This window comes from Allorhodopirellula solitaria (genome assembly GCF_007859855.1).
Lineage (GTDB): Bacteria > Planctomycetota > Planctomycetia > Pirellulales > Pirellulaceae > Rhodopirellula > Rhodopirellula solitaria.
Window position 1 is genome coordinate 128,183 of record NZ_SJPK01000003.1, and the last position, 24,130, is coordinate 152,312.

The 24,130-nt window shown below is 53.8% G+C and carries 25 protein-coding genes; all 25 read right to left on the bottom strand.

Features of this window, described 5'->3' with window-relative positions:
* Window positions 1–13: 13 nt before the first annotated feature.
* The 25 genes from CA85_RS06615 to gmd all read right to left on the bottom strand — a co-directional run bounded on the left by CA85_RS06615 (window position 14) and on the right by gmd (window position 24,093).
* The gene (locus CA85_RS06615) at window positions 14–769 is read right to left on the bottom strand and encodes a sulfotransferase domain-containing protein (protein WP_146390540.1); all 756 of its coding nucleotides are present in this window, start codon (window positions 767–769) and stop codon (window positions 14–16) included.
* Window positions 770–1,303, bottom strand: coding sequence for an acyltransferase (locus CA85_RS06620; protein ID WP_186774791.1), 534 nt, complete (start codon window positions 1,301–1,303; stop codon window positions 770–772).
* Complete coding sequence (locus tag CA85_RS06625; protein WP_146390541.1) at window positions 1,300–2,598, bottom strand: nucleotide sugar dehydrogenase; 1,299 nt, start codon at window positions 2,596–2,598, stop codon at window positions 1,300–1,302. Before CA85_RS06625 ends, CA85_RS06620 begins: the two co-directional genes overlap by 4 nt.
* Window positions 2,595–3,734 carry a glycosyltransferase family 4 protein gene (locus tag CA85_RS06630; protein ID WP_186774792.1) on the bottom strand — a complete coding sequence of 380 codons (1,140 nt, stop codon included), beginning with the start codon at window positions 3,732–3,734 and terminating at the stop codon, window positions 2,595–2,597. Before CA85_RS06630 ends, CA85_RS06625 begins: the two co-directional genes overlap by 4 nt.
* 53 nt (window positions 3,735–3,787) lie before the next feature.
* Window positions 3,788–4,552, bottom strand: a complete 765-nt coding sequence (locus CA85_RS06635; RefSeq protein WP_146390543.1) for a class I SAM-dependent methyltransferase — start codon at window positions 4,550–4,552, stop codon at window positions 3,788–3,790.
* Window positions 4,545–5,798, bottom strand: coding sequence for a glycosyltransferase family protein (locus CA85_RS06640; protein WP_146390544.1), 1,254 nt, complete (start codon window positions 5,796–5,798; stop codon window positions 4,545–4,547). The genes CA85_RS06635 and CA85_RS06640 overlap by 8 nt, the downstream gene beginning before the upstream one ends.
* An 80-nt stretch (window positions 5,799–5,878) precedes the next feature.
* Entirely contained in the window at window positions 5,879–7,111 is a 1,233-nt protein-coding gene (locus tag CA85_RS06645; protein ID WP_222435414.1) for a class I SAM-dependent methyltransferase, read from the bottom strand.
* A 36-nt stretch (window positions 7,112–7,147) separates the two neighbouring features.
* Window positions 7,148–8,143, bottom strand: a complete 996-nt coding sequence (locus tag CA85_RS06650) for an NAD-dependent epimerase/dehydratase family protein (protein WP_146390546.1) — start codon at window positions 8,141–8,143, stop codon at window positions 7,148–7,150.
* Window positions 8,077–8,616, bottom strand: coding sequence for a dTDP-4-dehydrorhamnose 3,5-epimerase family protein (locus CA85_RS06655; RefSeq protein ID WP_146390547.1), 540 nt, complete (start codon window positions 8,614–8,616; stop codon window positions 8,077–8,079). Before CA85_RS06655 ends, CA85_RS06650 begins: the two co-directional genes overlap by 67 nt.
* Window positions 8,616–9,383: an FkbM family methyltransferase gene (locus tag CA85_RS06660; RefSeq protein ID WP_146390548.1), complete on the bottom strand. Its 768-nt coding sequence runs from the start codon at window positions 9,381–9,383 to the stop codon at window positions 8,616–8,618. The genes CA85_RS06655 and CA85_RS06660 overlap by 1 nt, the downstream gene beginning before the upstream one ends.
* A gap of 53 nt (window positions 9,384–9,436) precedes the next feature.
* On the bottom strand, window positions 9,437–10,444 hold the full coding sequence (locus CA85_RS06665; RefSeq protein ID WP_146390549.1) for a glycosyltransferase family 2 protein: 1,008 nt from the start codon (window positions 10,442–10,444) through the stop codon (window positions 9,437–9,439).
* Window positions 10,441–11,652 (bottom strand): glycosyltransferase family 4 protein, encoded by a 1,212-nt coding sequence (locus tag CA85_RS06670; RefSeq protein ID WP_186774793.1) that lies wholly within the window; start codon window positions 11,650–11,652, stop codon window positions 10,441–10,443. Before CA85_RS06670 ends, CA85_RS06665 begins: the two co-directional genes overlap by 4 nt.
* On the bottom strand, window positions 11,649–12,029 hold the full coding sequence (locus CA85_RS06675; RefSeq protein ID WP_146390551.1) for a hypothetical protein: 381 nt from the start codon (window positions 12,027–12,029) through the stop codon (window positions 11,649–11,651). The genes CA85_RS06670 and CA85_RS06675 overlap by 4 nt, the downstream gene beginning before the upstream one ends.
* A complete protein-coding gene (locus CA85_RS06680; RefSeq protein ID WP_186774794.1) occupies window positions 12,022–12,822 on the bottom strand; it encodes a hypothetical protein in 801 nt (266 codons plus the stop codon). The genes CA85_RS06675 and CA85_RS06680 overlap by 8 nt, the downstream gene beginning before the upstream one ends.
* Window positions 12,823–12,937: 115 nt before the next feature.
* Complete coding sequence (locus CA85_RS06685) at window positions 12,938–13,870, bottom strand: glycosyltransferase family 61 protein (RefSeq protein WP_186774795.1); 933 nt, start codon at window positions 13,868–13,870, stop codon at window positions 12,938–12,940.
* 229 nt (window positions 13,871–14,099) lie between these two features.
* Window positions 14,100–14,984 (bottom strand): glycosyltransferase family 2 protein, encoded by an 885-nt coding sequence (locus CA85_RS06690; RefSeq protein ID WP_146390554.1) that lies wholly within the window; start codon window positions 14,982–14,984, stop codon window positions 14,100–14,102.
* Complete coding sequence (locus tag CA85_RS06695) at window positions 14,981–15,919, bottom strand: glycosyltransferase (protein ID WP_186774796.1); 939 nt, start codon at window positions 15,917–15,919, stop codon at window positions 14,981–14,983. The genes CA85_RS06690 and CA85_RS06695 overlap by 4 nt, the downstream gene beginning before the upstream one ends.
* 432 nt (window positions 15,920–16,351) lie before the next feature.
* Window positions 16,352–17,143: a class I SAM-dependent methyltransferase gene (locus tag CA85_RS06700; protein WP_186774797.1), complete on the bottom strand. Its 792-nt coding sequence runs from the start codon at window positions 17,141–17,143 to the stop codon at window positions 16,352–16,354.
* A gap of 65 nt (window positions 17,144–17,208) precedes the next feature.
* Window positions 17,209–18,141, bottom strand: a complete 933-nt coding sequence (locus CA85_RS06705) for a class I SAM-dependent methyltransferase (RefSeq protein WP_186774798.1) — start codon at window positions 18,139–18,141, stop codon at window positions 17,209–17,211.
* Window positions 18,142–18,149: 8 nt separating this feature from the next.
* Window positions 18,150–19,439, bottom strand: coding sequence for an ABC transporter ATP-binding protein (locus CA85_RS06710; RefSeq protein ID WP_146390558.1), 1,290 nt, complete (start codon window positions 19,437–19,439; stop codon window positions 18,150–18,152).
* On the bottom strand, window positions 19,436–20,293 hold the full coding sequence (locus CA85_RS06715) for an ABC transporter permease (RefSeq protein WP_146390559.1): 858 nt from the start codon (window positions 20,291–20,293) through the stop codon (window positions 19,436–19,438). The genes CA85_RS06710 and CA85_RS06715 overlap by 4 nt, the downstream gene beginning before the upstream one ends.
* Before the next feature lie 416 nt (window positions 20,294–20,709).
* Window positions 20,710–21,828 (bottom strand): DegT/DnrJ/EryC1/StrS family aminotransferase, encoded by a 1,119-nt coding sequence (locus CA85_RS06720; protein ID WP_146390560.1) that lies wholly within the window; start codon window positions 21,826–21,828, stop codon window positions 20,710–20,712.
* Entirely contained in the window at window positions 21,825–22,610 is a 786-nt protein-coding gene (locus CA85_RS06725; protein WP_146390561.1) for a class I SAM-dependent DNA methyltransferase, read from the bottom strand. Before CA85_RS06725 ends, CA85_RS06720 begins: the two co-directional genes overlap by 4 nt.
* Window positions 22,603–23,034 (bottom strand): cupin domain-containing protein, encoded by a 432-nt coding sequence (locus CA85_RS06730; RefSeq protein ID WP_146390562.1) that lies wholly within the window; start codon window positions 23,032–23,034, stop codon window positions 22,603–22,605. Before CA85_RS06730 ends, CA85_RS06725 begins: the two co-directional genes overlap by 8 nt.
* 48 nt (window positions 23,035–23,082) lie before the next feature.
* Window positions 23,083–24,093, bottom strand: a complete 1,011-nt coding sequence (gene gmd / locus CA85_RS06735; protein ID WP_146390563.1) for a GDP-mannose 4,6-dehydratase — start codon at window positions 24,091–24,093, stop codon at window positions 23,083–23,085.
* Window positions 24,094–24,130: the final 37 nt, after the last annotated feature.

A 24,130-nucleotide genomic window follows, 5' to 3' on the forward strand; every position in this document is an offset into this window, starting at 1 on the left:
TCATCCCGCAGGATCATTCGTACCCAACCTGTTCCGCCAAGGGCAAAACGAGACTCTCGAAAACGGTCATGTCGAGATCGCCAAACAGACTATCGAATGAAGCTCCCTGTCCAGGTGTGAGGATCTCGGTCGAAGGTGCCGAAGTCCCCGTCACGCGGTACCATCGTCCGAGCCATTTTGATCTCAACTTCGGTGGCAACATCGGCTCAACAGCCCGAGCTGGCAATTCGAGCACGTCACTCAATTCTCGCACGGTCTCGCTAGGCTCTGAGATAATCTGTTCGAACCGGAGCACCATGCTAGGTGTTGTCGACAGCCAACCACGCACATGTCGGCACCAGTACCTGCAAGCATGGTCGAACCACGCTTGCAGGTCACCATCGACATCCCGGTGTGACGATTCAAAGAGATAGTGGGAAGCGAGAACGCGGTGTGGCTCACGCACGACATAGATTACCTTTGCGTTCTCAGCAACCCATTGACCTAGGTCTGCTGACGCGGCAATTAAGTTCGCATAATCGGGATTCAGCCAATGTGACTTCAAAATCGGGTGATCATGCCTCTCGACCAGCCGCTGCGTTCGCTCAATCGCTGACGGATCTCTCCCTAAGACGATGTCGATGGGTACGTAAAGTGAGTCAAGAGACTCACCACGCTTCTTTTTTGACGCAAGATCCGGGAAATTTCGACGCAGCAAATCTATGGTCAGGTGCGTCCCCGACCTGGGATGCGTCGCCACCAAGACCGCTGGCTTATTCAGATCTGGCATTCAAATTAGCCATGGGTGATAGTTGAGTCGATAATCGAGCGCTCGCTCACGATCACCAATTTTCTTTGCTGGCACGCCGGCGACGATAGTAAATGACTCCACATTTTTCGTGACGACGGCACCGGCAGCCACCACAGCTCCCTCCCCGATACTGACTCCCGGCATTACCAAAGCCCGGTATCCAATCCAAACGCGATCTCCGATCACCACATCGCCGCCCCGGTCCGCAAAGGTCGTGCTGTGCGGATCGTGTCCCAACGTCAGTATGGACGTCTCCGGGCCGATCGATACATCCTCACCTATCTTGATAATGTACTTTCTTCCATCCAACAAACAGCCGAAATTGAGAACACTTCGATCTCCCAAGTGAACCTTTCTAGCATTGAGGAACCGACACCGCATCTGAATGCTGCATCCGCTACCAAGACTGCCGAAATACCCTCTCAGATACAACGTCCTCACCCGCCGAGAAGGCACCAGCGTCACCCAATTGTTGAACAGGTAGGAGAGCAGCGAGCCGAAGAAGACTTTCATGATTCCCAGCAGAGCCCTTCGTAATGACAGGGAATTGACCGAAGTGACGGAATCCCGTTGACATCGAGGACTACATGATCTGCTGAAATCAGCTGGGCAAGGTCGGGTTCAGGAATCAAATCTTGTGCAAAGACAATAAGCTGATTCCTTTCGAATGCTCCCGCCGTATCGACTGTCAACCGAGCAGCGAGGTGGGGAAGTCGACGAGATGTTTCGGTTTGGTTGCTTCCCGTTAGACGAGACAGATCAATGTTTGTATCGTAGATCTCGACTTCCACTCCCCTTCCAATCAGTGTCTCCGCGAGAGCAACCATTGGGCTGCCTCGCAGGTCATCAGTCCCCTTTTTGAACGACAGCCCAACGATAAGCACACTCCGCTGCCCCGTGTGGTTGACGAGTTGAATGAGATGGTCCAGATGGGCATGGTTGCTCGCCTGGATACTCTCCAGCATCGGTAGCGCAACGCCTTCCTGCCGTGCGTACGAGTTGAGTGCCGCAATGTCCTTGGGCAGACAGGATCCACCGAATGGAGTTCCTGGACGCAGGTAATTCGCTGAGATGTTCAATTGCGTGTCTTGGCAGAACGCCTCCATGACGGCGTGTCCGTCGACGGATAGGTGTTTGCTCAATCGGCCCACCTCATTTCCAAAGGCGACTTTTACAGCATGCCAGTAATTGCAGGCATACTTTACCAGTTCGGCTGCCTCCAATGGCATCAGGGTGCAATCACCCATCAATTCCTCCAACGCAAGATTGCGTTCACCGTCAATCGTTCCATACACGGCCAAGGCGGGATTTCCGAAATCTCCAATGGCAGATCCCTCACGCAAAAACTCAGGGCAAAAGCAAACTCTCAGTTGCCCTGATGTAATCAGCTCGGGGCGGTGTTGCTCGGCGAGGCTGCGTACGCTGCCTGGCAACATCGTGCTACGCAGAATCAGCTGGTGTTCGGTTCCTTTGCTCTTAACAGCGTCTGCGATCTGTTTATAAACATGACTCACGTACGCGAGATTGAGTCTTCCCGACTCCAACGCGGGAGTCCCCACACACACAATCGACACCTCGCTCGCTGCCACGGCAGATTCGCAGTCGGTTGTCGCGGTCAACAACCCACGATCACAAGCTGTGCTGAGCAATCCATCGAGGCCCGGTTCGAAAATAGGCGATTGACCCGCGTTGATCCCATCGACCTTCACTTCGTTCACGTCGACGCAATGGATGCGATGACCCTGCTTGGTTAAGCAACCTGCAGTAACCGCCCCCACGTACCCGATGCCAAAAATACTGACGTTCATACTTCTTTGATACCGCTCTCTGGAAGTTGTTGGGAGGTGCGATGCTTCTTCATCCGCTCAATCACGATTGCTGCATTGCGTTCATAAGATTGTTCCTTCTGGAAAGCCTCCCATCGCGGTTTGCCCGGACTACTCAACACTCTCTGAAGACCGTCTTGAATGGCCTCCACGCTTGGCTCACTCATCCTTACTCCCAACGAGTACTCCTGAATCGTTTGTGCCAACGGACCGTCTCCGCACGAGACGATCATCGGCACCTGAAACGGAACGGCGATGTAAAGGATTCCGCTAGCTGAAACAAACGACTTGTCATACGGCATTAAAGCGACGTCAGCCATTGTGAACAAATTGGCGGTCTCTATTTCAGATTGATACCCGATCAGCCATCGAACCTTGTCGCCAACATGACGCTCGCTGGCATAATGTTGATACTGCGCTGACTGCTGTTGACCGGGGGCTGCCTCACTGCCCGCGACGACCAGTGTAATATTTTGGACACTGGCGATCGCATCAATCGATGTCTGCAGGTTCTTGTTGTCGCGGAGGTGACCGTAGCACAGCACAACCGTATCACCAGGCGGAACCTGCAACTCCTGACGTAACTCCATCGATGTTTTCGTCGGATTCGGCATTGGATAATCACCATGCGGAACAACCGTGGTAGGGATACCGGGGGCACCATGATCCCTAAGATCGATGTCATGATGGACGAACGCATCGCAGAGAAATGAATAACCCGCACTCACAGAGCGTTGATGCCACCACGCCGGCCCCACTACGTAGTCTCTCGCTGGATCCAGTACCATCGCGCCAAACCAAACCCCCGATTCCCTGTAGCGTCGCAGCGGAGGCGTCCAGAGCGGAGCCAAATATTCCATATAGGATGCGAATAGCACATTCTCGAATCCGCCTCGACGAATCGCTGCATCGCAGAGACTCGCATTCTTCCAGATTGCTTTCGCTGTCAGCCACCGACTTTTCATTCGCGAACTACTGCCGTGCGGCGGGGGACTCACCAATGTTCGTTGCTGGCGATAGGACGTGTCCGTCTCCGCATGACGCCAATCCGGGGGGCAAAGAACCGTCACATCGATTCCAGCTTCGCACAATGCCGTCGCCTGATGGTGGGCATTCATCGCCACACCGCCCAAACTGATCGGGCAGAAATGAAGTAAGCGTATTGCCTCATTCATACCTTGGTAAACACTCCAACTTGCCCTGGCATCAACGCTGGCATAATGCCGTACAGGCCACCGACGAGCGCGCGCCGGATCGCCCCGGATGTGCTCTCCACATGACGGCGATACCAATGCTCGCGCACCTGAAATCCGGAGACGCCGAACAAATCGACCAATTCAGACTTCGTCCATTCGCGCCAATGCAATCCGACACTTGTCGATCTGCCCGGCAACAACTGCATCTCCAAAGCCCCAATCGGACTTAAGTATCCCTTCCCGCGAAGCATGTACATACGGTTCTTTAAGCAGGCTAAGTTCGGCGTAGCACAATAGACCTGCCCTCCTGGTCGTAGCAAGCGTGCGAACTCTCGAAGCAACGGGATCGCATTGAAATTCAGATGTTCGATCACTTCGTTGAAAACGATGAGATCAAACTGCGACGCGTCTATCGGAAAATCTGTCTCGGCAAGATCCAACGCAACGCGGTCCACTCCGAACTTAGAGAGAAACTGAGTCAGCTCCGGATCCTCGATCACGAACGGAATATCATGTGCCGTGACATCATGGCCGAGCGTGGAAAGTGTAGCGGAAACGACTCCCGTGAAAGCGCCGATCTCCAAGATTCGTAAATGACTACCGATTCGCGCGATATCCTCGATCGTTCGCCTGTAGCGATATCGCATATGAGTGTTGTAATCACCGATATCGCCGAACGCTGGGCGAAGCGAGTTAGACTCCTCGATCGCTGTATCTAGCGCCTCCGAGACCTCAGCCATCGCTTTTCTCTCCTCGATCGGCTAGTAGAACGCTCGCAAACTTCTCAGCAGAAAAATACTGTTTCACCTCCTCAGCCCGGCCCTTGCTGTTTGCTGTTAGCTTCTCAATGTGCACCGTTGCGTCGAGCAGCGCATCTCGCAATTCTTCGCTGCTTCCCCCACTCGCGATACCCACGCGGAACGATTCCGCCAATGCCGCCACCCACGTATCGCTCGTATATACCATTGGCTTTCCTAACATCATGGCTTCGACCGCCACGCCGGAAATGCGAGCGAAATATGCTTCGCGGAGGTACGGCAGAACGATGAGATCCGCTGAGTTGAGCTCCGCGAGATACTCGGCACTGCTCAACGCCTCGCGAAACACATGGAATCGAATCTGATCCGATCCGTACCCTGCCACGTCATCCGGCCCGATAGTGCTGCCGTCAGGAAGTTTAAAAGCCGTCCGCCATTGCAGTAGGATATCGAGCGGTGAGCTTAACTCCTGCGTCGCTAACATTTGGACTGCCTCGAGTAGTCTGACGACCCCTTTTTCGTAGCGAGCGGGTCCCGGCAGGAAGACCCGCAGCGCTTGCGTGCCATCGGCTCCAGCCACATGCGGCATCGTCTCGTCGTTAGATCCGCCGACAAGTGATGGGTGCGGCAAGACCTCGAAGCGAATGCCAGTCAATTCTTCATATTCGTCGGCGAGTCGCTCACTGTCGGTTACTAGCCGCACGCTGCCATCCTCGAGCATCGGTGAGAATCGACAGATCGCCCACTTCCAGAACTTGGCCGTGCTGCGAAAGGTGCGACTGCCCTCCGAATCGTACAGGGCAATGTTGTTTCGGACCAGCAGTACCAACTGGCCGAAACGCTTGCCGGTATATCGCTTGGCGAGCGCGTGGTAGCCCGCTAAGTGATGCAGCACCACGGTAGGAGCGAAAACTGTATCGTAGTAGTCCGCCTGTTTCAGGTAGGCGGACAAGTCTCGATACAAGCGATAGTTGTGCTGCCCGATGCCAAAATATCGCCGCAATGCCTGAGGTTGGTTGTAAATTTGGTCCCAGACAGTGAACTGGAAATGAGGCATCGCCTCGAGTTCGCTAGCAACATCCAGCTCCATCGTTTGATGGCCCAACATGTCGACGTGAACATCACCAGTCGATTGCAAAGCCGCCTTGGTGGCCCGATTGTACTCAAACCAGTGACCTTCTCGATCACGAAGTGCTTCCTCGACAATCAATAAACGATGCGGCCTCACGCAGCTACCCCTATTCGATGCAGCAACTCCCAACTGCCAATCGGATCAATTCTCAGAAAAGGTCTCATTGCTTTGTGCATTTAAGATTTCCCAGCGACGCCTTCATACCCAACCACTCGCACGGTCGGGTTGGGGACGATGAACTGTCCTCCATCGGCTAGAAACGCCTTGTACTTTTCAATAAAAAACGGCAGGAAGTTCCAAGTCAGCACCAAGTAGTAATCGGGTGTCTCGGTCTGCTCATCTTCAGACTCCACCGGGATATGCATGCCCGGCGTGAGCTTTCCAATCTTGAACTTGTTCACCTCCACCGCTTTCTCGACCAGGTCCGGCCCAATGGAGCAGTAGTTCAGGAGCGTATTTCCCTTCAGTGGTGCTCCCAACGCCCAAACTCGCTTCCCATCCGCCTTGAGCTGCTTCAAAAGCTTGACCAAGTCATCTCGATTGGCACGGACCCGGGTCGCGAACTCGTCGTAGGTAGAGGTGTCGTACAGACCGGCAGCTTTCTCACGAGAAATCCACTCGTCGACGCCTGGCGATGTCGGATGAGGGTTGGCGTTGCGGCCGACCGAAATCACGAAGGAACCACCATGCACATCAACGTGCTCGACGTCGATCACCCGCATGTCATGCTCAGCAAAAAGGCGTTTGAGGGGCCCCACCGAATGGATCATCGTGTGCTCGTGATAGAAATGATCAAACTGGCACTTCTCAATCACATCCTGAAGGTTGACACACTGCGCGATGAAGATGGTCTCATCATCCATTACCGCAGCCAATCCGCGGACAAAATTGTGAATATCCTGAACGTGATAGAAAACCGCCGTGGCGGTGATCACCCGCGGCTTGAGGTTGAGCTGGCGTAGGGCGTTGCCGGTCGCCTCATTCCAAAACGTTTCGCAAACGGTCGTTCCCGCTTCACGGCACAACTTGCCCGTCAACCGTCCCGGATCCACGCCCAATACGCGCATGGAGTTGTCTTCAAACTTACGAAGAAGTGTTCCATCGTTGCAGCCGATATCGATCACCAGCGAATTCTCGGGAACCTGGAATCGACGTACAGTGTGCTTAGCGAGCCAATCAAAGTGATCGACCACCGGCATATTGATCCCCGTGACATAGGGATGGTTGGAGAACATGAATTCCGGTGTGGGGAACTCCTCCAGCTGCACCTGCCCACACGAGCGACAAACCATCATCGCGAATGGGAAAACCAATTCGTCGGCCTTCGTGTCTGCCGTCGGAAAATGGTTTCCGTTGGGCTGATCGCCCAAATCGATAAAGCGATGCAGATCAAACGATCCGCAATTCATGCAATGCAGGTTCTTCATAATTTCAATTTGCGTCCATCAGTGGTGATGTGGCCTATCAGGCATTACGCCTTGGGCAGGGTGCTGTATCGATTGGCATGTTTCGAGAATCCGCGCTTCGTTACTTCGCGATGGTGTCCAGCCAACAACTCGGTTCAGTCGCGTGGTGTCGGCGACGATACGGTGAGGCTGATCGATCGGGTCGGGCAAGGTACCGAAATCGACCCGCTCATTGCCAACACATCTCGAAATCATACGGACGAGCTCTCCAATCGAAAGCTCACATCCTGATGCAACGTTCACGGTGCCCTCGAATCCCGAATCAAACACCTCTGCAAAGGCGTCACCAACATCTTTGACGCACAGAAAATCCCGAATCAGGCTGCCACTATCAAATGGGAGCGGCTCGCCGCTGCTGAGAGCTTGAATCAATCGAGGCACTAATCTCGCCGCATTCTCACCGGGTCCATACGGGCAGAAAATCCTTCCCCATGCGAGCGAGAGATCATTCGTCGGAGTCCATTGCTGTAGGATATGATGCAGAGAGTTCTTGGCTGTGCCATAAAGCGTGCCGGGGACAACAGCAGATGTGTCCTCATGCAGCGTCTCGTCGCCACTCCAGTCATACTCGGCGCTGGTCCCCGCGATCACCACTCGTCGCCCACCGCAACGCACAAAGGCTTCGAGCAGATGCAGGCTGCCAGCAACCCATTTCAGATTCTCCGACGACGTCCAATATGCGCCCGGAGTAGTGTCCCAGGCACAATGAATCAGACCCGCCGCTTGCTCTGATGCGACTAGCGACTCAACATCTGCTTGATCTAGAAGGTTACAGGACCGCCACTGGATCGGACCAGAAGCATCGGCGTCAACGGGAACATTTCTCCGTCCCACTGCAATGACGCTGTGTCCCCTTCGAATGAGTCCTTTGACTACCCACTGACCGACGAAACCAGATGCCCCGGTGACTAAAACTCGCATGAGTTCCAATCCGGTGCCGCTGCGTCCTTCGCAGACAAAATGGGATCGCTGCATGGCCACTCGATGCCGATCGATGTGTCATTCCAGCTTAAAGCTCGTCCTGATTCAGGGCGATAGGCACCCTGAATTAGATAAGCGATTGTCGTACCTGATTCCAGCGTCATGAACCCATGGGCGCACCCAGCGGGGACCAAGACAGACAGGCCGCTGGCGGCGACGAGCTCTCGACCACACCATCGCCCGAACGTTCCCGATTGAGGACGCAGGTCCACGATCACATCCCAAGCCCGACCTTGAACACACGACACCAGTTTGGATTGTGCATAGGGCGATTTCTGAAAATGCATGCCCCGCAACGTGTGCGGACTTTCGTTGTACGAGAAACATCCGCTGTTGGGCTGGAACTCAACCCCCAACCTCGAAAGCGACTCGTAATCAAAAGCTTCTTCGAAAGCCCCCCGGTCGTCGCAGAAGACGTCCGTCGTGATCAGCTTGGCACCTTCAACGGGAAGTGATTCTATCTCCATCAGTTCGAACTCGCTCCCATCAAGACACTGGGAATCGCAATAATATGATGGTAGCTCCCGTTGTGGTTCGCCATATCAGAAAGCTGTTGGATCTCGAATCCGTGATCCTGCAGGAACTTGTAAACCGATTCAGTCGATTCACCGAATTGCGGCAATGCATAGTCGTGAACCTCGATCAGCAACGTGGGTCGGACACGATCGAGAAACCCGAGGCCGCTTCGCAGTACAGAGAGCTCGGCACCCTCGACATCAATTTTGACGAAACAATTTTGAGATTCAGTTAGCGCCGAGGTTGCAGAATCAAGCGATTGATTACCGACTCTAACAGCTACTCGCTCACCCGCAGAAGTGGCGATGGATGCACTGGGTTCTAAGGCGTCCGAATCAACGTGCATCTCTATCGTCGCTTCATCGAGATCACTGACCGCAGAATCAACCACACTCACTCGATCGGAAAAACCGTTCAGCGAAATATTCCGCCGCAGCAGACGCAAATTCTCGGTTACCGGCTCGAAGGCAAGAACAGAACCACTCGCCCCCACGCGATCGGCCATGACGAGCGTGTGCAATCCGAAATTGGCACCGACATCAACGGCGACGCCTCCCTCTTTGACGTTTGCTTCGATGCACTGACGCACCTCCGCTTCCTGATCAAAGTTCCACCGCCGCAGGCTCTCGTCGAAACGAAAGCAGCGATCACCGACGGCTCTCGGAACACCTCGTCCCAAGTACCGAACGCGAAAAACAAAATCTCGCAATAGCTTCATATCAATTCAACCGAGTCGCCAGCATCCAAACAAAACTCGCAAAGACGAGGAATTTAAGATAGTTCACAGCACATCTGTCGAATCAACGTGCGTTGATGCTCGGTCATTGGCCCCGGACAAAATGCTGGAATATAGCTATCACCGTATCGAGATCGCCGCCCCCGTTTGACTGCTCGAACAAAAGGCTTCGCAAGCGTATGCAGCACGAACATCGGCCTGGAAACCGTAGCGGCCAATCGATCCGTTTCCTCATGCCCTTGAACTCCCGCCGCACGCACGGCTTCAATCTTGCGAAAAGTAAAGGCAAGATCGGTTCTGGTATCGAGTCGTTCGGAGTCGTCGCAGAACTGTTGAACCGAATCGAGATAACGCACCCAGTCTATTCGTTGGGCAGTACTGTTTTGAGCTGAAATCTGTCCTTCCGGATGGACCCGATAGACCAGCAAAGTCTCGGGCGTGTGTGCGAAAACGGCGCCCGTTTTCGCAATTCGAAATAGTAGCTCGGAGTCATCCGCACTCTTTATATTGGTTCGATACGGGCCGGCCTTCTCGAGCAGAGATTTCCGAATCAGGCAAGCTTGGAATACACTCACCCACCCTCGCATCACCCATTGCTTCATCCCTGCTGTATCAGGGACGGCACGCTGCTGGATAACAACTTTCTGGCAGTGAAGGGACGGTCCGTCGAAGCGAGTCTTCACCCACGGCCCATATGCAAAATCTGCACCCTCTGAATTCAGCACTCGCAACTGCGCCTCGTGCATGTTCGGCGACACAAGATCATCGCTGTCCATAAAATGAATGACATCACCGGTCGATTCCTGGAGTCCACGATTTCGAGCCGCCCCGGGCCCTTGGTTCTCCTGCTGAATCAACCGAACATCGGAACTAAATGCTGCCACGACATCGGCCGTATTGTCTGTCGACCCATCGTCCACAACGATAATTTCATGGGGCCGGAGTGTTTGTGCCAAAACCGATTGAAGCGTTTCGCCAATGAGGTCGCTGCGGTTATACGCTGGGATAACAACGGATACTTTCTCGAGATGCGCTCGACTCACCCGCCCGACCCTCCATGCTCGCTAGCGCGACGCAGGTCCATTATCTCAGCAAACATGGCTACATACACATCACTCACTCGCTCCCACGTGAAGTTGTCGAGAAACCTCTGGTGAATGCTGCGGGCACTCATTGCCACTTTCTCTGGATTGTTGCAGGCATCGCGCAGTGCATTGGCCAGTGCAGATTTCTCTTCCATATCGACGAAACAGTACTCATTGTCGCCCAGTATCCACTTCGCATTCTGATGTGGATGAACGAAAACATGTCGCTCGCCACCCATCGCCTCTGCGATCGATCGCGGGAAGCCTTCCGATAGCGAACAGAGTGTCATCAGGTCACTCGCCCAGATCAACTCGGGAACCAATTCCTGAGGCACCGTGAGGAAGCGGACATTGCAGCGCAGATCAGCACTCAGTTGCTGTAGCTCCTCGCTGTCTCCCGTGGGCTGGCCGGCAACAATCAGTGTAAACTTCGCTTGATCCAAGGTCGCGAACTCTCGCAGCAACCAATCAACGCGTTTATGCGATTTGTTGTGCGCCGACAGTGATAGGACCACCTTGGATCGCGGATCCACGTTGTAGCGGTTGAGCACCTCGCTGCGTGAGAACCCCACGGGCTGGCTGAGGCGTTGCGCCGAGAATCCGTTGGCAATTAACCACGACCGCTGCTGCAGCGGTGTGCCTTCCGATGCCGCATAGTGCTCGTACGACTTTTGATGGACTGCCTCGAATCGTTCACAAAACTGATTCTCAAAAGGCGCCCCGTTCGAAAACACAACTGTTGGTTTGCGGGGTAACCAAGCCCGCATTTTCTGCAAATAGCCGGCCAAACAATGGTCTGGTGTAAACACGATATCAGCCGGCCGCCGGAACAAGCTGCTGGCGAAGTGAACCGCGAACGACAGGTTTTCGTTGCGGTACCGAGCGTACTCTGAGGTACGGGAAAATGGCCAAGCTCGATACAAGGCTGCCCGACGGCCGATCGTTGTTACTGAGCGTTTTCCTGGAAAACTTCCCTTGCCTTGATACAACTGCACGTCGCCTCGGCTGGCAATGGCAGCAAACAATTCGGAGACGGATGCCTCATAGCCTCGATTGACGTGCCCGATCCCCGAGCATGCTAAAACGACTCTTCCCTTCAATCGCTGCTCATGGGACGGCGCGGATTGGGCACTGCTTTCCACTGGTCTCTCAACAAGCGCGTTCACGAGATTCCGAAGATCCTCTTGCATTTACTGGCCGTCGTCATCTGCAAATCCCGCAGGGACTGCCGCACTGATTTGGAATTGCGGATCTCATACATCTCCGGATGAGCTACTGACAGAAAAGGAACGGTACATATCGGCTCAGCAATTTCGGCCATCCGGATTTTAGAAACATAAAGAATCATGTTCTGACGATAGGGAATGGAGATCCGCCGATCACGCCAAATGCGAGGCCGCACCGGATCGGTAGGCACATAGCCATGGCTACCAAATTTCTCCGCCCAATATGCTTGCCACTGCTCGTTAAGATGGTTGACACCACCTTGAAAGGGAATCGCTGTGGAGAACAGCACAAGATCGGACAATAGTGCATCAGTCATCGCGTGGATCAAATGGTTGAAACACCTCGTGATCGGCATTCACTCCTAGATGCATCCTGCCGTCACGAACCCATCGCTCGACGGCTACCCGAGACATCGTGATCCTGCGTTTCATGCCATAGGGCAAGTGAGATGCAATGCGGCGTAGAAACGATTTTTGCTCTGGAAGAACATTCAGTTCGTCACCAGCCACAGAATGGTCACTGCGAGACTCCCATTGCGAAACATAGTCGGGCTGTAGTGGTGACGTAGCAAACACGTCTGCGTCCGAGGTCTTCGTACCTCGTACAAGTAGGTAGGTCGACTTACAATTGACCTTCTCCGCCCGTCGACGAATTACTTCCGGGTCGGCAACCCGAAACCATCTCCTCGACTCGCGCCCTTCGTAAAGATAGATAGCGTCCGTCTGGAATCCATTCGCGGGGCTGAACGCACGAAAGTAGAGTTCAGGACTCAATTGGTAGAACCCATGTCCCATTTCATTGTTCGCCGGGGTCGCTCCAAAGTAGGTACCTCCTATCTTCAACATTTTCATGCAGCTCTTCAGCGCGATCGGGAAATGGAAAACGTGCTCGAGTGTGCCACCATCAATCAGAAATGAATACTGACCGTGGAATGCTCGCGGAACCGGAGTGTTAAAATCATGAACATGCGTCGCGCCCTCGTAGTCTGAATAATCGAATGATTCGACCGTTCGAGCCCCCAATACTTTGAAGAGCTCGTCAGCATAGCCAGAGTTATGAGCAGCTCTGATCCGGTCAACGGGCAGACGCAAGTCAAATTCGCCGTTCAAGATTTGCTCGCACTGCTCAACAGAAACGTGAATCCCCTGCCGACCGATCATTGCGGTCCTCTCAAAACGATTTCCCCGTTTGAATTCGCGGGCGAGAAACCGGAGCGCGTTCGGATTAATTCCCACCGCAGGGTCGCCTATAGAAAGATTCGATTTCCACAATATTCTGTGCTGTCAAAACAATATCCTGGGTGGTTGCGAAGCTTCGGTACTCCTCGCAGACGGCAGGGTTGGACAAGGTGTCCCCCACCGCGTACTCATACGAATGCCCTAATGCCTCTGCCATGGACCAATAGTGCGTTCGATCGCCGACCGGATCATTGAAAAGTTCGAGAATCTGAAGTTCCGGCTGAGCGAAGTACATGTTCACCAGTCCGGCTCCGTGCGGGCCCGCGACGTGAGTCGCTTCCGCAAACAGCTTTGCTTGCTCCGCCTGCGAGAATTCCTCGAGACAGACCACTTGGACGCCGCATCGTTGAAACACGTCCTGTAGATCGTTCTCATTAACGACTCGCCGCGCCCACGCATTGCGACGCGACACGTATAGTTTCTTATCACCACGAATCGCATTCGGTGAGAAATGGCCACGCAGTCGATCACGCAGCCAGTCGGAGGAAACCGGCTCATCAAAACGCGTCGGCACGATAGGCGGGCAGAAGTGCAGACGCTCGACATGCACTTCGACATGTGCGGCGAGCGGAACCATTCGATCTTTATTCACTCCGATCGCCTCTAACAGCGACCGCTGAGACAGTGTCATTCCCTCAGGCACAATCAACCTGACACTCTCTGGCAACTGCGCCCATACTTGGTGCAAATGCAACAGCACATCATGAATCCAGTGATAATGCTCGCGACAAAACTTGGAGACAATCGAAAGATAGTCGCCGGGCCAATACTCTTTACGACACCGTGGTTGCCACCGCTGGAAATAATCCGGGTGATCGGTGACGTAAGCCAGATTGCGTGTGTGATAGTCAACGACGAAAGTTCCATCGGGCAAAATGACGAGCCCCGCGAAGCCCTTCACACGGGCATTCTCGATCACCGTCAGAGATCGTTCATTCGTTTCGAACGTTTGCTGGTCGACGAACCCACGGGGGCAGTCCCCACTCCCAACGGGTAAATCGCGACGGCAAACCTCAGCGGGTCTGAGGCGTTGCATCGGTACGTCGTGCTCACGACACCATGGGCGAATGTCTTGGCACACGCCCGGATCGCGTCGATTCACCGACCGCAAGGCCTCTTTCACTACCATCGTCAATCGATTCACCGGCCTACAGGAATTTGTACTCGTTGACGTGCCACGAGGGCGGGTCTCCCGACAGCAGACCGTCTGCATCCATCACGATCTTCTGCGCGGAATACCCCAATGTTCGCCGCAACAAACTCCTAAGGACGGGAGCATTCTGGAGACCGGCTGAATAAACGAGTCGTCGCAACTGAGTCACGAGACCGTGATCGCAAAGGTGCTCCTCGCGCAGTACTCGATCTTGCTCACGTCCGGCCGCATGTCGCCAACGCTGATCCGCCCGCTGTCGCAGACACGCCAAAGGAATGTCCACCACATGACAATCGGAATGCTGGAAGAAGTGAAACCATAAGTCCATATCGGCTGCGTGGCTATGCCGCGTCGGAATCTGGCCGCCTACGGCTTTGTCGAAAAGCGAGCGTCTCCAGAATGTTTGCTCCTGTTGGATGAAATTGCTACCACGACGAACATTCTCACAATAAGCATCGCCTGACATCCCAGCATCACTATGGGCCTGCAGCACGCCATACTCACTACAAATCACGAGCATGCGACTGGTCAGCCACTGCACATCAGGCAAAGACTGAAAAATGGACCCCAGTGCCCCGAGACACCCTGGCAGTAGGAAGTCGTCGGAGTTGATCCACCCCAGCACTTCGCCACTGGCACGCTCAAACCCCTTGTTGATCGCGTGGTACTGTCCCTCATCAGGTTCCGAGACCCAATACGCAAGTTGGCTCTCGTACTTTTGGATAATATCCACGCTACCATCGGTACTACCACCATCGATAACAATGTACTCGAGATTCGGATAGCCTTGGCTGAGCACCGACTCGATGGTTTGCTGAATGAACGGAGCCTGATTGTAATTCACCGTAATGAGGCTGATGCGAGGAGGAACCGTGTTCATGAGACGTCCAAGTCCTTCATTGACGCCACCTTACGATACAGCGTCATGTAATCGCTGAGCATATCCTGGAAATCACGAACACTCCGACGAACTAAGTCCATCGGCGGTAGTGTTTGGGTCGTCAACAGAGAACATGCCTTGCGAACGAATCCTTGAAAGTCGCGATCTGCAACGAGATACCCATTAGTAACTCCGTCAACAAGCTCTTTAGTGCCGCTGTTGTCGAAAGCGAGTACAGGCACCCCACACGCCTGTGATTCGAGCACGGTATTTGGGCAGTTATCCTGCAAAGACGGAAACAGCACGAGATCAACTGCAGAATACAGAAGAGAGAGGTAAGATGACGGCAGACTCTCTACAATAGTTACCTCTGGACGTCTCCCAATTGAATGCTTTGAATCACCGACAATCAACAAATGAAACGGAAGTTTTCCTAGCTTTTCAAGCTGATCTAGCAAGGCGTGGGCCCCCTTACGCTTCGGCGCCCCATCACTGCCGAATACCAAGGCGATAGGCGCCGATTTGTGAACATTCAAAAACTCGCGACAAAAACCGCGATCCACCCGTCGGAACAGAGACTTATTTACTCCATTCGGTATAATGACCCTGGGAAACCGCTTGAATATCGGGCTTTGGGCTACCAGTGAATCCATCCATTCGCTCTGCGCCACAATTGTCATGAGTTCAGAAGGGATGCGTGCAATGCACTCCCCCTTTAACCGAAAATTTGAAGCAATTCGCTGCTTGGCTTTCTCGTCGTGTATCTGCGGGCAACCACGACACCCGTTCAGAAAACCATTGCAGAAGTCTGGATAGTGGCAACCACCCGTCATCGGATTCAAGTCAGCAAATCGCCAGACAATAGGAACCTCAGGACTGGACCGAAAGAAGTCAGCCCAATCAATGAGATGCGACGTCCAGTTCAACTGAATCAAATCAGTATCGGGTGGTATCCTGGACCAGATCCCCTTAGGCCTCGCCTCTACATCGGAAAACATGTCTATCCCACACCCTCCGTCCAAGACATGCCGCATCCTAAACTCCCAGTCTTCCGAGACCATCCTTTGCCAAAGCCCTCGCTTACCTGGGCCACTCACTGCAATAGTCCTCTTGCCGTTGGCATTGCCATTCAAGCATAGAAGCCGTGAGTCGACACCTAACTGAACCAATCCATTGTGGATGCGGTTTGCAGCTAGACCTGCGCCTCCAGACTTCTCGTAGGTCGACAAATGTATAATTTTCAGAAGATGTCTCTTCTTGTAAAAACGGCACCTGGGCAAGCCCGCAGAAGCGGCACAGAACCGAACCTGGTATTATTAGTCGACGCAAAGACACCGAGCAATTCCGTGTCACAAGAACGCAAGGTTCTAGACCAGTTTCAGTGACTCAACATAGATTGAATCAGGCTTATACGGACTTCCATCGGGCTCAATGTCGATCCCAAATTCATCCCAGTTTCTAATCATACTCTCTAATGGATCCTGGACACGAAAATCCACGAAGCCGTGAGACGTCAGCAGCGACTGCAGCTGAATGGCGTCATACATCCACTTGTGCACTTCACCGGACATCCGAAACCTCCCAATAGAGCAAGCCGCAGATGAGTATTCCGGGCATAGCTTGCTCACCAGAAATCGCTTCAACCGCCCCTTTATGCCCCCGAACGAAGTCTGAGTATGCTGCCTTGGAGCGACCGAGGGACTTGAAGCGTGAGTCTGCTTGTCCTCATCCCCATTCCTCTCCACCCAAATACGACGCGCGGTACTGCTAGTGTTAGCAAGTTGCTTTAACACTGATTTCTCCACAGAATTGAGCATCTCTTTCATCTGACCTCCTGACTTCTCTCTCGCCAACTGGTCAACAATCTGAATAACAGACCAGTCAAGCTCCCACAATTCCCCCCCCTGCCTTACGCGATTCAACACGCCAAGGTACTTACGACAGAGAAGCTCCAGGTCCGGGACAACGATGCGCACAACCCCGCCAGGTTTCAAAATACGCATGCACTCTTGAATAAACTGATTTGCTTCTTTGCGGGTAAAGTGCTCTAAAACGTGAGAGCTATAGACCACATCGAAAAAACTGTCCTCGAACGGGAATGACTCCCGAAGGTTTGCGGCTAGCACCGCTCGATCAGCCGGCACAAAGTCGACGTTCACCCATCCTTCACGAAATCGATTCCCACATCCGAGGTTAAGACATTGGTATTCTTTCGGAGGCGTCATCAGCTACTCGTCGATTCGTTCGTCTTGCGAAATTCAATATAAATACTCTGCCCGGTTAGCAAACGTCGCAACGGTGATCGTGTGACTGCCTGCACAGTGCGTTTTCCTAAGCTACGCAACTTGCGAGGGAGATGGGAAAACGCTACGTCAATTCGATGGTTCTGAACCGACTCGAAGCCAGGGCGATGCACGCAAGACAATGGCTCACGACGAACCCGCAGAACACGAACAGGAAGAACCTCTGAAAGAAATCGGAGAGACGTCTCTGACCACTGCAGCATATGATGCGGGGGGATGTCCAAAAGATTATCTTGTGAACCAAGGAAGCTGTCATTGTTGGGGACTGCAATCACCAACCGGCCACCGGTCTTGAGCGTTCTCAGAGCGTCGTTCACGAACCCAAGAGGATCCGACACATGCTCAAGAACCTGAAATGCGCAAACCACGTCGAATGCCGCAGGGTCGCTTGCTACGAACTCTGAGATTCCTCCATGAAACACGTCCAGGCCACGACGTCTCGTGAACGCAACTGATGCACCATTCAGCTCCACTCCCACCGCTTCCACTTTCCTTGCCTTGCAAGCGTCGAGAAATGCTCCCGAACCACACCCCACCTCAAGAACCCGAAGGTCCCCAGAGAGGCCTGCCAAGACCTCACGATGCTCCCAACGCGGCTTTCGGTAATACTCGTCGCCCCAGTGCTCCAGTTTGTGCGTGTGGAACTCTGAGTAAAACTGATCGCTACCTGCTATATTTAGCGGAGTAAAGAACCTAATCGTCGAGTGCTCACCTTGCATCAAAGAAATCTGAGACTTCTTAGCAATCAACTCTGAAGAAATATCGATTTCATAATTCTCTTTCCATCGCCGGACGATTTCGCTTGTGTCGAATGTTCTAATGCAAACAATATCTTCTAGTGCCAACGGACTCATATCTGCTTTCATACGACCGAACTATCAGCATTCTGGCTAGCCGACCATGCGCAGTCGACCTGGACAACACCAATATCTGCTCCTACATACCTGCTGAAATGAAAACCATCGTCAAATGCTGAGAATCGAACGACGCTTTTCAGACTTTGCAGAATCTGGCTATTCGGCACAAATGCAGCCACAGTAACTGAGTATTCCCCTGCGACGAGCGTATTTGCTGGAATCGCAACGGACTCACTGTAAAACCCGACCTGCATCTGCTGCTTGAAATGCTGAGATCTTTCAACAGTGAACAGGCGAGTCTCGTAACTATTAAATATCGCGACAGCAATTTCGAGCCCGGGCACCTCCTGCCGGCACTCATATTCTAAACTGATTCGGACTGGCTGCCCTATGCTAAACCGGAATGCGTTTCTACCTTCGTCACTGCAGAGTTCTATTTTATGAAATTGAAATGAACTGTTCGGAGTCAGTGAAATCGTCGCACTGGTCTCGGGGTTCTGTGATTGCTCATTGAGTTGCAGATATCGCTTGACTGCGAGTTTTGTAGGCATGGGTGGCTCGGCGACTCCGTTAACCAATATGCAGGATCGATCACACAGTCCCATCACCGATCCCATGTTATGGCTGACGAATACTACCGTCCTTCCGAGCTGACCTGAAACCTGTTTCATTTTGCCAATGCATTTTTTTTGAAATCCGGCATCACCAACTGCTAATACCTCATCTACCACCAGGATCTCGCACTCAAGGTGTGCCGCAACAGCAAACCCTAACCTGACTGTCATGCCGCTACTGTAGCGTTTGACGGGAGTGTCTATGTATTTCGCACAGCCGCTAAAGTCAACGATAGCGTCAAGCTGCCTGGTGATCTCACGGCGCTGCATGCCGAGTATTGCGCCGTTGAGATAGATGTTTTCGCGACCGGTCAGTTCGGGGTGAAAGCCGGTGCCGACTTCAAGTAAGCTAGCGATTCGGCCTTTGGTTTTAATGCTGCCGGTCGTCGGGGCTGTAACGCGGGAGAGCAGCTTTAATAGAGTGCTTTTGCCAGCACCATTACGACCAATGATTCCAAGGATTTCACCCTGCTCAACAGTAAAGTTGACGTCTTTAAGCGCCCACACATACTCACCACCTCTTTCTTCTCGATCGTTTAACGCCCCCACTTTACCGAACGGATCAGGCTTACCTCGTAATCTCGCCCAGGCGCGGTGCAGGTCGTGCGATAGCGTACCGGTTCCAACTTCGCCGAGGCGATATTGTTTCGAGATGTCTTCGAACTGAATCGCTACGCTCAAACCGTATCCATGAATGTTCGTTCGACTCGGTTGAACACCGCTGTGGAAACGATGAACATCACGACTGCGAATGCAATTGAGTACGCAAGACCGCTGACGCTGTAGTTCCCCGCGCCCAGAAAGCCGTATCGCGTTGCTTCAAATAGTGGCGTCAAGGGATTCCAGGCTAAGTACTTGGCCACACTTGCGGGAATCTCCGAGGCTGGATAGATCACAGGTGTTGCGTACATCAGGAGTTGAACGCCGAAGCTGAGCAGGAACACCATGTCCCGGTACTTGGTCGTCATCGCCGAAAAAAGCATGCCGAAGCCTAACCCCATCGTCGCCATGGTCGCCACAATAATGGGAAACCATAGCACCGCCGCGTTGGGATGAATCTTGCCCTGCCACCAGTACCAAAAGCAAAAGCCGAGAAAGAGCGAGAACTGGATGGCAAACCGGATCAAATTGGACGCGACAATCGACAAGGGTGCAATCAACCGAGGGAAATACACTTTGCCAAATAGTTGTGCGTTGTCCTTGAACACAGTCGCAGTCTTGTTAAAGCACTCCGAGAAGTAGTTCCAGAACGTGATCCCACATAGGTAAAACAGGATCTGTGGCAGCCCGTCAGTGGACAGGCCTGCAATGCGACCGAAAACAAGGACGTATACAAGCGTTGTGAAGATCGGTTGGATGAAGAACCACAGCGGCCCCAGAATCGTTTGCTTGTAGAACGCGACGATGTCCCGACGCGTGAACAGGTATAGCAGATCCCGATACCGCCAGACTTCGCCGAGCTGCAGGGTGAAGACGGAGGAATTGGGCCGGATGACCAGATCCCAATCTCCGTCGTCATCGTCTGGTGAGTTCATGAATGCTGGTTGACACGGTTAACGATTAAGCAGAGGTAGAATACCTCCGCCGGCGCGGACTTCGTCCACTTGGGTGACATTCGCTGGCGAATGAGACACCCCATGGTGTTCGGTTGTAACGGGGCTCGGCCTCGCTGCGACAATTCGCAGTTCGAAGCAGGCTTCCAATCGGCTGGACGGTCCCCGCTATGGCTTCAGTCAAACGCGGGGACAGCAGCGAAAGAACCCGCCATGCCCTCAAAGAATACCTTGTCGGCAAAATCTGACTGACAAAATCATGGTTAGACGATTGATGTATTCTCCTGCCAGGTCAAATCAAAGGGTTTTGCGGCTTGGTCGGATCATTCGCACTGCAGGAGGGCTGGCTGAAACGGGCGGGAGGTGACTTGTTAGCTCAGACGGGCGGAGCCGTCTGGCTACGATGGGGTTGCTAGGCAGTGCTTGAGGGCGGAGGTGACTTCGGAGATGTCGGTTGCCGTGAGCCCCAACCCGCTGGGGATGTAGAACCCCCTTCGAGCGATCCTCTCTGCCACCGGATAGGACTCATCGGCGAAGAGGCCTTGCTTGCGAAAGACGGGTTGTTCATGGACGGGCCAAAAAAACGGTCGCGTTCCGATTCCTCGATCAGCCAATTGCCGCATGATTTCCGTCGCATCGATCTGACGGGCTGCCGTCAAAACAATACCGAAAACCCAGTAGATGCTCTCCGCATAGTCGGTCTGGGCGAGTGGCAACTGGATGCCGGAGAGATCACGCAAGGCAGCTTGATAGGCCGCTCCCATCTCACGTTTGCGCTGGATATGAGCATCCAAGTTTTCGAGCTGGGCCAACCCAATCGCGGCCTGCATGTTCGTCATGCGGTAGTTCCAGCCGAGTTGTTCGTGAACAAACCGGCGGCCGGGCTGGAAGCACAGGTTGCGCAGGCGCCGGCAATCTTCGGCGATTGTATCGTCATCGGTGAGGACCATGCCGCCTTCGCCACACGTAACATGTTTGTTGGGATAGAAACTGAAGGTGCTCAATTCCCCAAAACTGCCGCAGGGCCTATCACGGTAGGTCTGCCCATGCATTTCCGCTGCGTCCTCGATCACTTGCAGCCCATGGCGGCGGGCAATGTCGAGCAGCGGGTCCATCTCAACGGGTAGACCATAAAGGTGAACGACAAGAATAGCCTTGGTGCGCGGTGTGATCCTGGCTTCGATCTGTGCAACGTCCATGTTCCAGCTATCCGGGTCGCTATCAACGAGCACCGGGGTCGCGCCTGCCCTGACCACCGACGCTGCTGGTGAAATGATCGTGAAGGTGGGCATGATGACTTCGTCGCCGGGGCCAATTCCTGCAGCAGCCACTGCGATATCGAGGGCGCCCGATCCGTTGGCGCAGGCGATGCCGTGCTTGCGGCCGACCGCCGCAGCAAAGGCCTGCTCAAACCGGCCGACGAATGGGCCTTCACTGCTGATCCACCCGCTGTCGACACATTCAAGGAGATAAGCTCGCTCGTTGCCGTCGAGCAGCGGCGTGTTGACCGGTATCACAGCTCACCTTTCCATGCGTTCTTTTGGGCGACGAACGTCACCCCCCAAGTCTGCTCCGACGGCGCGTGACCGGTCATCCACTCCTCACGATGAACGATCTCGAAGCCGGTTTGCTCGGCGATCAAATCGAGTTCAAGTGGAAAGTAGTACCGCATGGGGTGACACTCGGTGAATTGCTCGACGGTGCCGGTCGCCTTGTCGCTAACGAGCATCGTGTAATGAACGTCGACGCGGTTGGCGCAAATATTCATGCTCGGCTCGGCGATTCGCAACACGCACACTGTATCGTCTTCCAAGCGTTTAATACGCACCTCGGGTTGCTGAGCGAGCACAGCGGGACCAAACCAAACGTCGAACACGAAACAGCCACCTGCTAGCAAATGGTGCGAGGCCGTTCGAAACATGTTCCGAATATCCGCGTTGCTGATCTGGTAACTAGCGACATGAAACAGCGAGATCACGGCATCAAATTGCTGATCGCTGCGAAACGTCCGCACATCTCCTTGATGGAATGCGAAAGCGGCCTCTTCCTCCACCGCTGCGGCACGACGGTTTGCAATCTCGAGCATCGTCGCACTCCGTTCCACCCCCGTCACCTGCGGACCACGACCGGCAAGTAGCTCAGCGTGCCGCCCGGTACCCGAGCCTAGCTCGAGCACCGTGTTCACGGCAGGCCGAAACCGCCCCAGCAGTTCAGCGACATACTCCGTTTCAGCCTCGTAATCCTTGTCCTGATAAAGCAGGTCGTAGTAGCGGCTGTAGGCTTGAAAGTGCTCAGTCATTGAATCGAATTCGGTCAGCGTCAATCGGCTCAAATCGCGTCTTGTCTTGGTCGCCACAGTACGGACCTTGTTTGACTTCGATCATTTCGGTGGGTTCGAGCATCTCAAAACCGTGCCCTCCCGCTGCCAAGAGCAGCACGTCACCGGTGCTGACCACGCGGCTTTCAAGATAGTGTCGGCCATCGGTAAAAAAATCGACACGGACCTTGCCCGACTTTATAAACAAGACCTCTTGGGTCCAAACCACCGCTCGCTCAACAGGATTATGAACATGCGGATCGATTTGATAGCCTGCAGGCCGGTTCATATACCCGAGCTGCTGCGAAAACATACTCGGCGTGAAGAACTCAATGCCGTCGTTATGATATCCCGATCGAATAATGATCCCGATCGTCTGGTCGATGTGCTTGATAGTCTCGATCATGGGCTGCAACAGAATAGCATGCTGGGGAAATCACTCTCGGCGATGGGTTTACGACTTTTCGCCAGCTTCTTGCTTGGCCAGTGCCATGTCGCTTTGAACCATCAGTTCGGCAAGCTCGCGACAACTCGTCATCGGCTCCCACCCGAGTTTGGCTTTGGCTTTGGAATAGTCGCCTAGCAATAGATCAACTTCGGCCGGGCGGAAGTAGCGGGGGTCGATCTCAACGTGTTTCTCCCAATCGATATCGAGGGCCCCGAATGCATAGTCGAGGAAGGTGCGAATGGTTTGCGTCTCCCCGGTGGCGAGCACGAAATCGTCAGGCTCGTCGTGCTGGAGCATCCGCCACATGCCCTCGACATAGTCCTTGGCGTAGCCCCAGTCCCGTTTGGCGTCGAGATTGCCCAGAAACAGCTTGTCTTGCAAACCAAGCTTGATACGGGTGGCGGCACGAGTGATCTTCCGTGTCACGAACGTTTCGCCCCGACGCGGCGATTCATGGTTGAACAAGATTCCGTTGCTGGCAAAAAGATCATAGGATTTGCGGTAGTTGACCGTCTGGAAAAACGCATACACCTTCGCACAAGCATACGGGCTCTGCGGGCTGAACGGTGTGGTTTCGGATTGCGGCGTCTCAACGACCTCACCAAACATCTCACTGCTGCTGGCTTGATACACCCGCGTGGGCTTGGTTTTATTCAGCTGCCGCGCCGCCTCGAGCACGTTGAGGGCGCCGATGCCAGTGGCTTGGACGGTATAGGAAGGTGCATCAAACGACACCCGCACATGGGACTGGGCACCGAGATTATAGATTTCGTCCGGCTGCACATCGAGCACGAGATTGGTCAGGTTTTGGCCGTCGGTGAGATCGCCGTAATGCAAAAACATCCGCGTACCGGCTTCGTGCGGGTCGCGATAAATATGATCGATCCGGTCGGTATTGAACGTACTCGAACGGCGAACAATGCCATGCACCGTGTAGCCCTTCTCGAGCAACAATTCGGCCAGATACGAGCCGTCCTGGCCAGTGATTCCAGTAATGAGTGCGACTTTGGAGGTCATCGAAATAAAGACTCAGGGAAAAAGAGGTCGCTAGAAG

What these genes read in the sequence shown, in the direction of transcription:
- CA85_RS06620 (WP_186774791.1), bottom strand. Translation starts at nt 1,303, where the DNA reads ATGAAAGTCTTCTTCGGCTCGCTGCTCTCCTACCTGTTCAACAATTGG.
- CA85_RS06705 (WP_186774798.1), bottom strand. Translation starts at nt 18,141, where the DNA reads ATGAGTCCGTTGGCACTAGAAGATATTGTTTGCATTAGAACATTCGAC.
- CA85_RS06630 (WP_186774792.1), bottom strand. Translation starts at nt 3,734, where the DNA reads ATGAATGCCCACCATCAGGCGACGGCATTGTGCGAAGCTGGAATCGAT.
- CA85_RS06715 (WP_146390559.1), bottom strand. Translation starts at nt 20,293, where the DNA reads ATGAACTCACCAGACGATGACGACGGAGATTGGGATCTGGTCATCCGG.
- CA85_RS06625 (WP_146390541.1), bottom strand. Translation starts at nt 2,598, where the DNA reads ATGAACGTCAGTATTTTTGGCATCGGGTACGTGGGGGCGGTTACTGCA.
- CA85_RS06650 (WP_146390546.1), bottom strand. Translation starts at nt 8,143, where the DNA reads ATGCAGCGATCCCATTTTGTCTGCGAAGGACGCAGCGGCACCGGATTG.
- gmd (WP_146390563.1), bottom strand. Translation starts at nt 24,093, where the DNA reads ATGACCTCCAAAGTCGCACTCATTACTGGAATCACTGGCCAGGACGGC.
- CA85_RS06725 (WP_146390561.1), bottom strand. Translation starts at nt 22,610, where the DNA reads ATGACTGAGCACTTTCAAGCCTACAGCCGCTACTACGACCTGCTTTAT.
- CA85_RS06645 (WP_222435414.1), bottom strand. Translation starts at nt 7,111, where the DNA reads ATGAATTGCGGATCGTTTGATCTGCATCGCTTTATCGATTTGGGCGAT.
- CA85_RS06730 (WP_146390562.1), bottom strand. Translation starts at nt 23,034, where the DNA reads ATGATCGAGACTATCAAGCACATCGACCAGACGATCGGGATCATTATT.
- CA85_RS06615 (WP_146390540.1), bottom strand. Translation starts at nt 769, where the DNA reads ATGCCAGATCTGAATAAGCCAGCGGTCTTGGTGGCGACGCATCCCAGG.
- CA85_RS06655 (WP_146390547.1), bottom strand. Translation starts at nt 8,616, where the DNA reads ATGGAGATAGAATCACTTCCCGTTGAAGGTGCCAAGCTGATCACGACG.
- CA85_RS06675 (WP_146390551.1), bottom strand. Translation starts at nt 12,029, where the DNA reads ATGACTGATGCACTATTGTCCGATCTTGTGCTGTTCTCCACAGCGATT.
- CA85_RS06660 (WP_146390548.1), bottom strand. Translation starts at nt 9,383, where the DNA reads ATGAAGCTATTGCGAGATTTTGTTTTTCGCGTTCGGTACTTGGGACGA.
- CA85_RS06635 (WP_146390543.1), bottom strand. Translation starts at nt 4,552, where the DNA reads ATGGCTGAGGTCTCGGAGGCGCTAGATACAGCGATCGAGGAGTCTAAC.
- CA85_RS06690 (WP_146390554.1), bottom strand. Translation starts at nt 14,984, where the DNA reads ATGAACACGGTTCCTCCTCGCATCAGCCTCATTACGGTGAATTACAAT.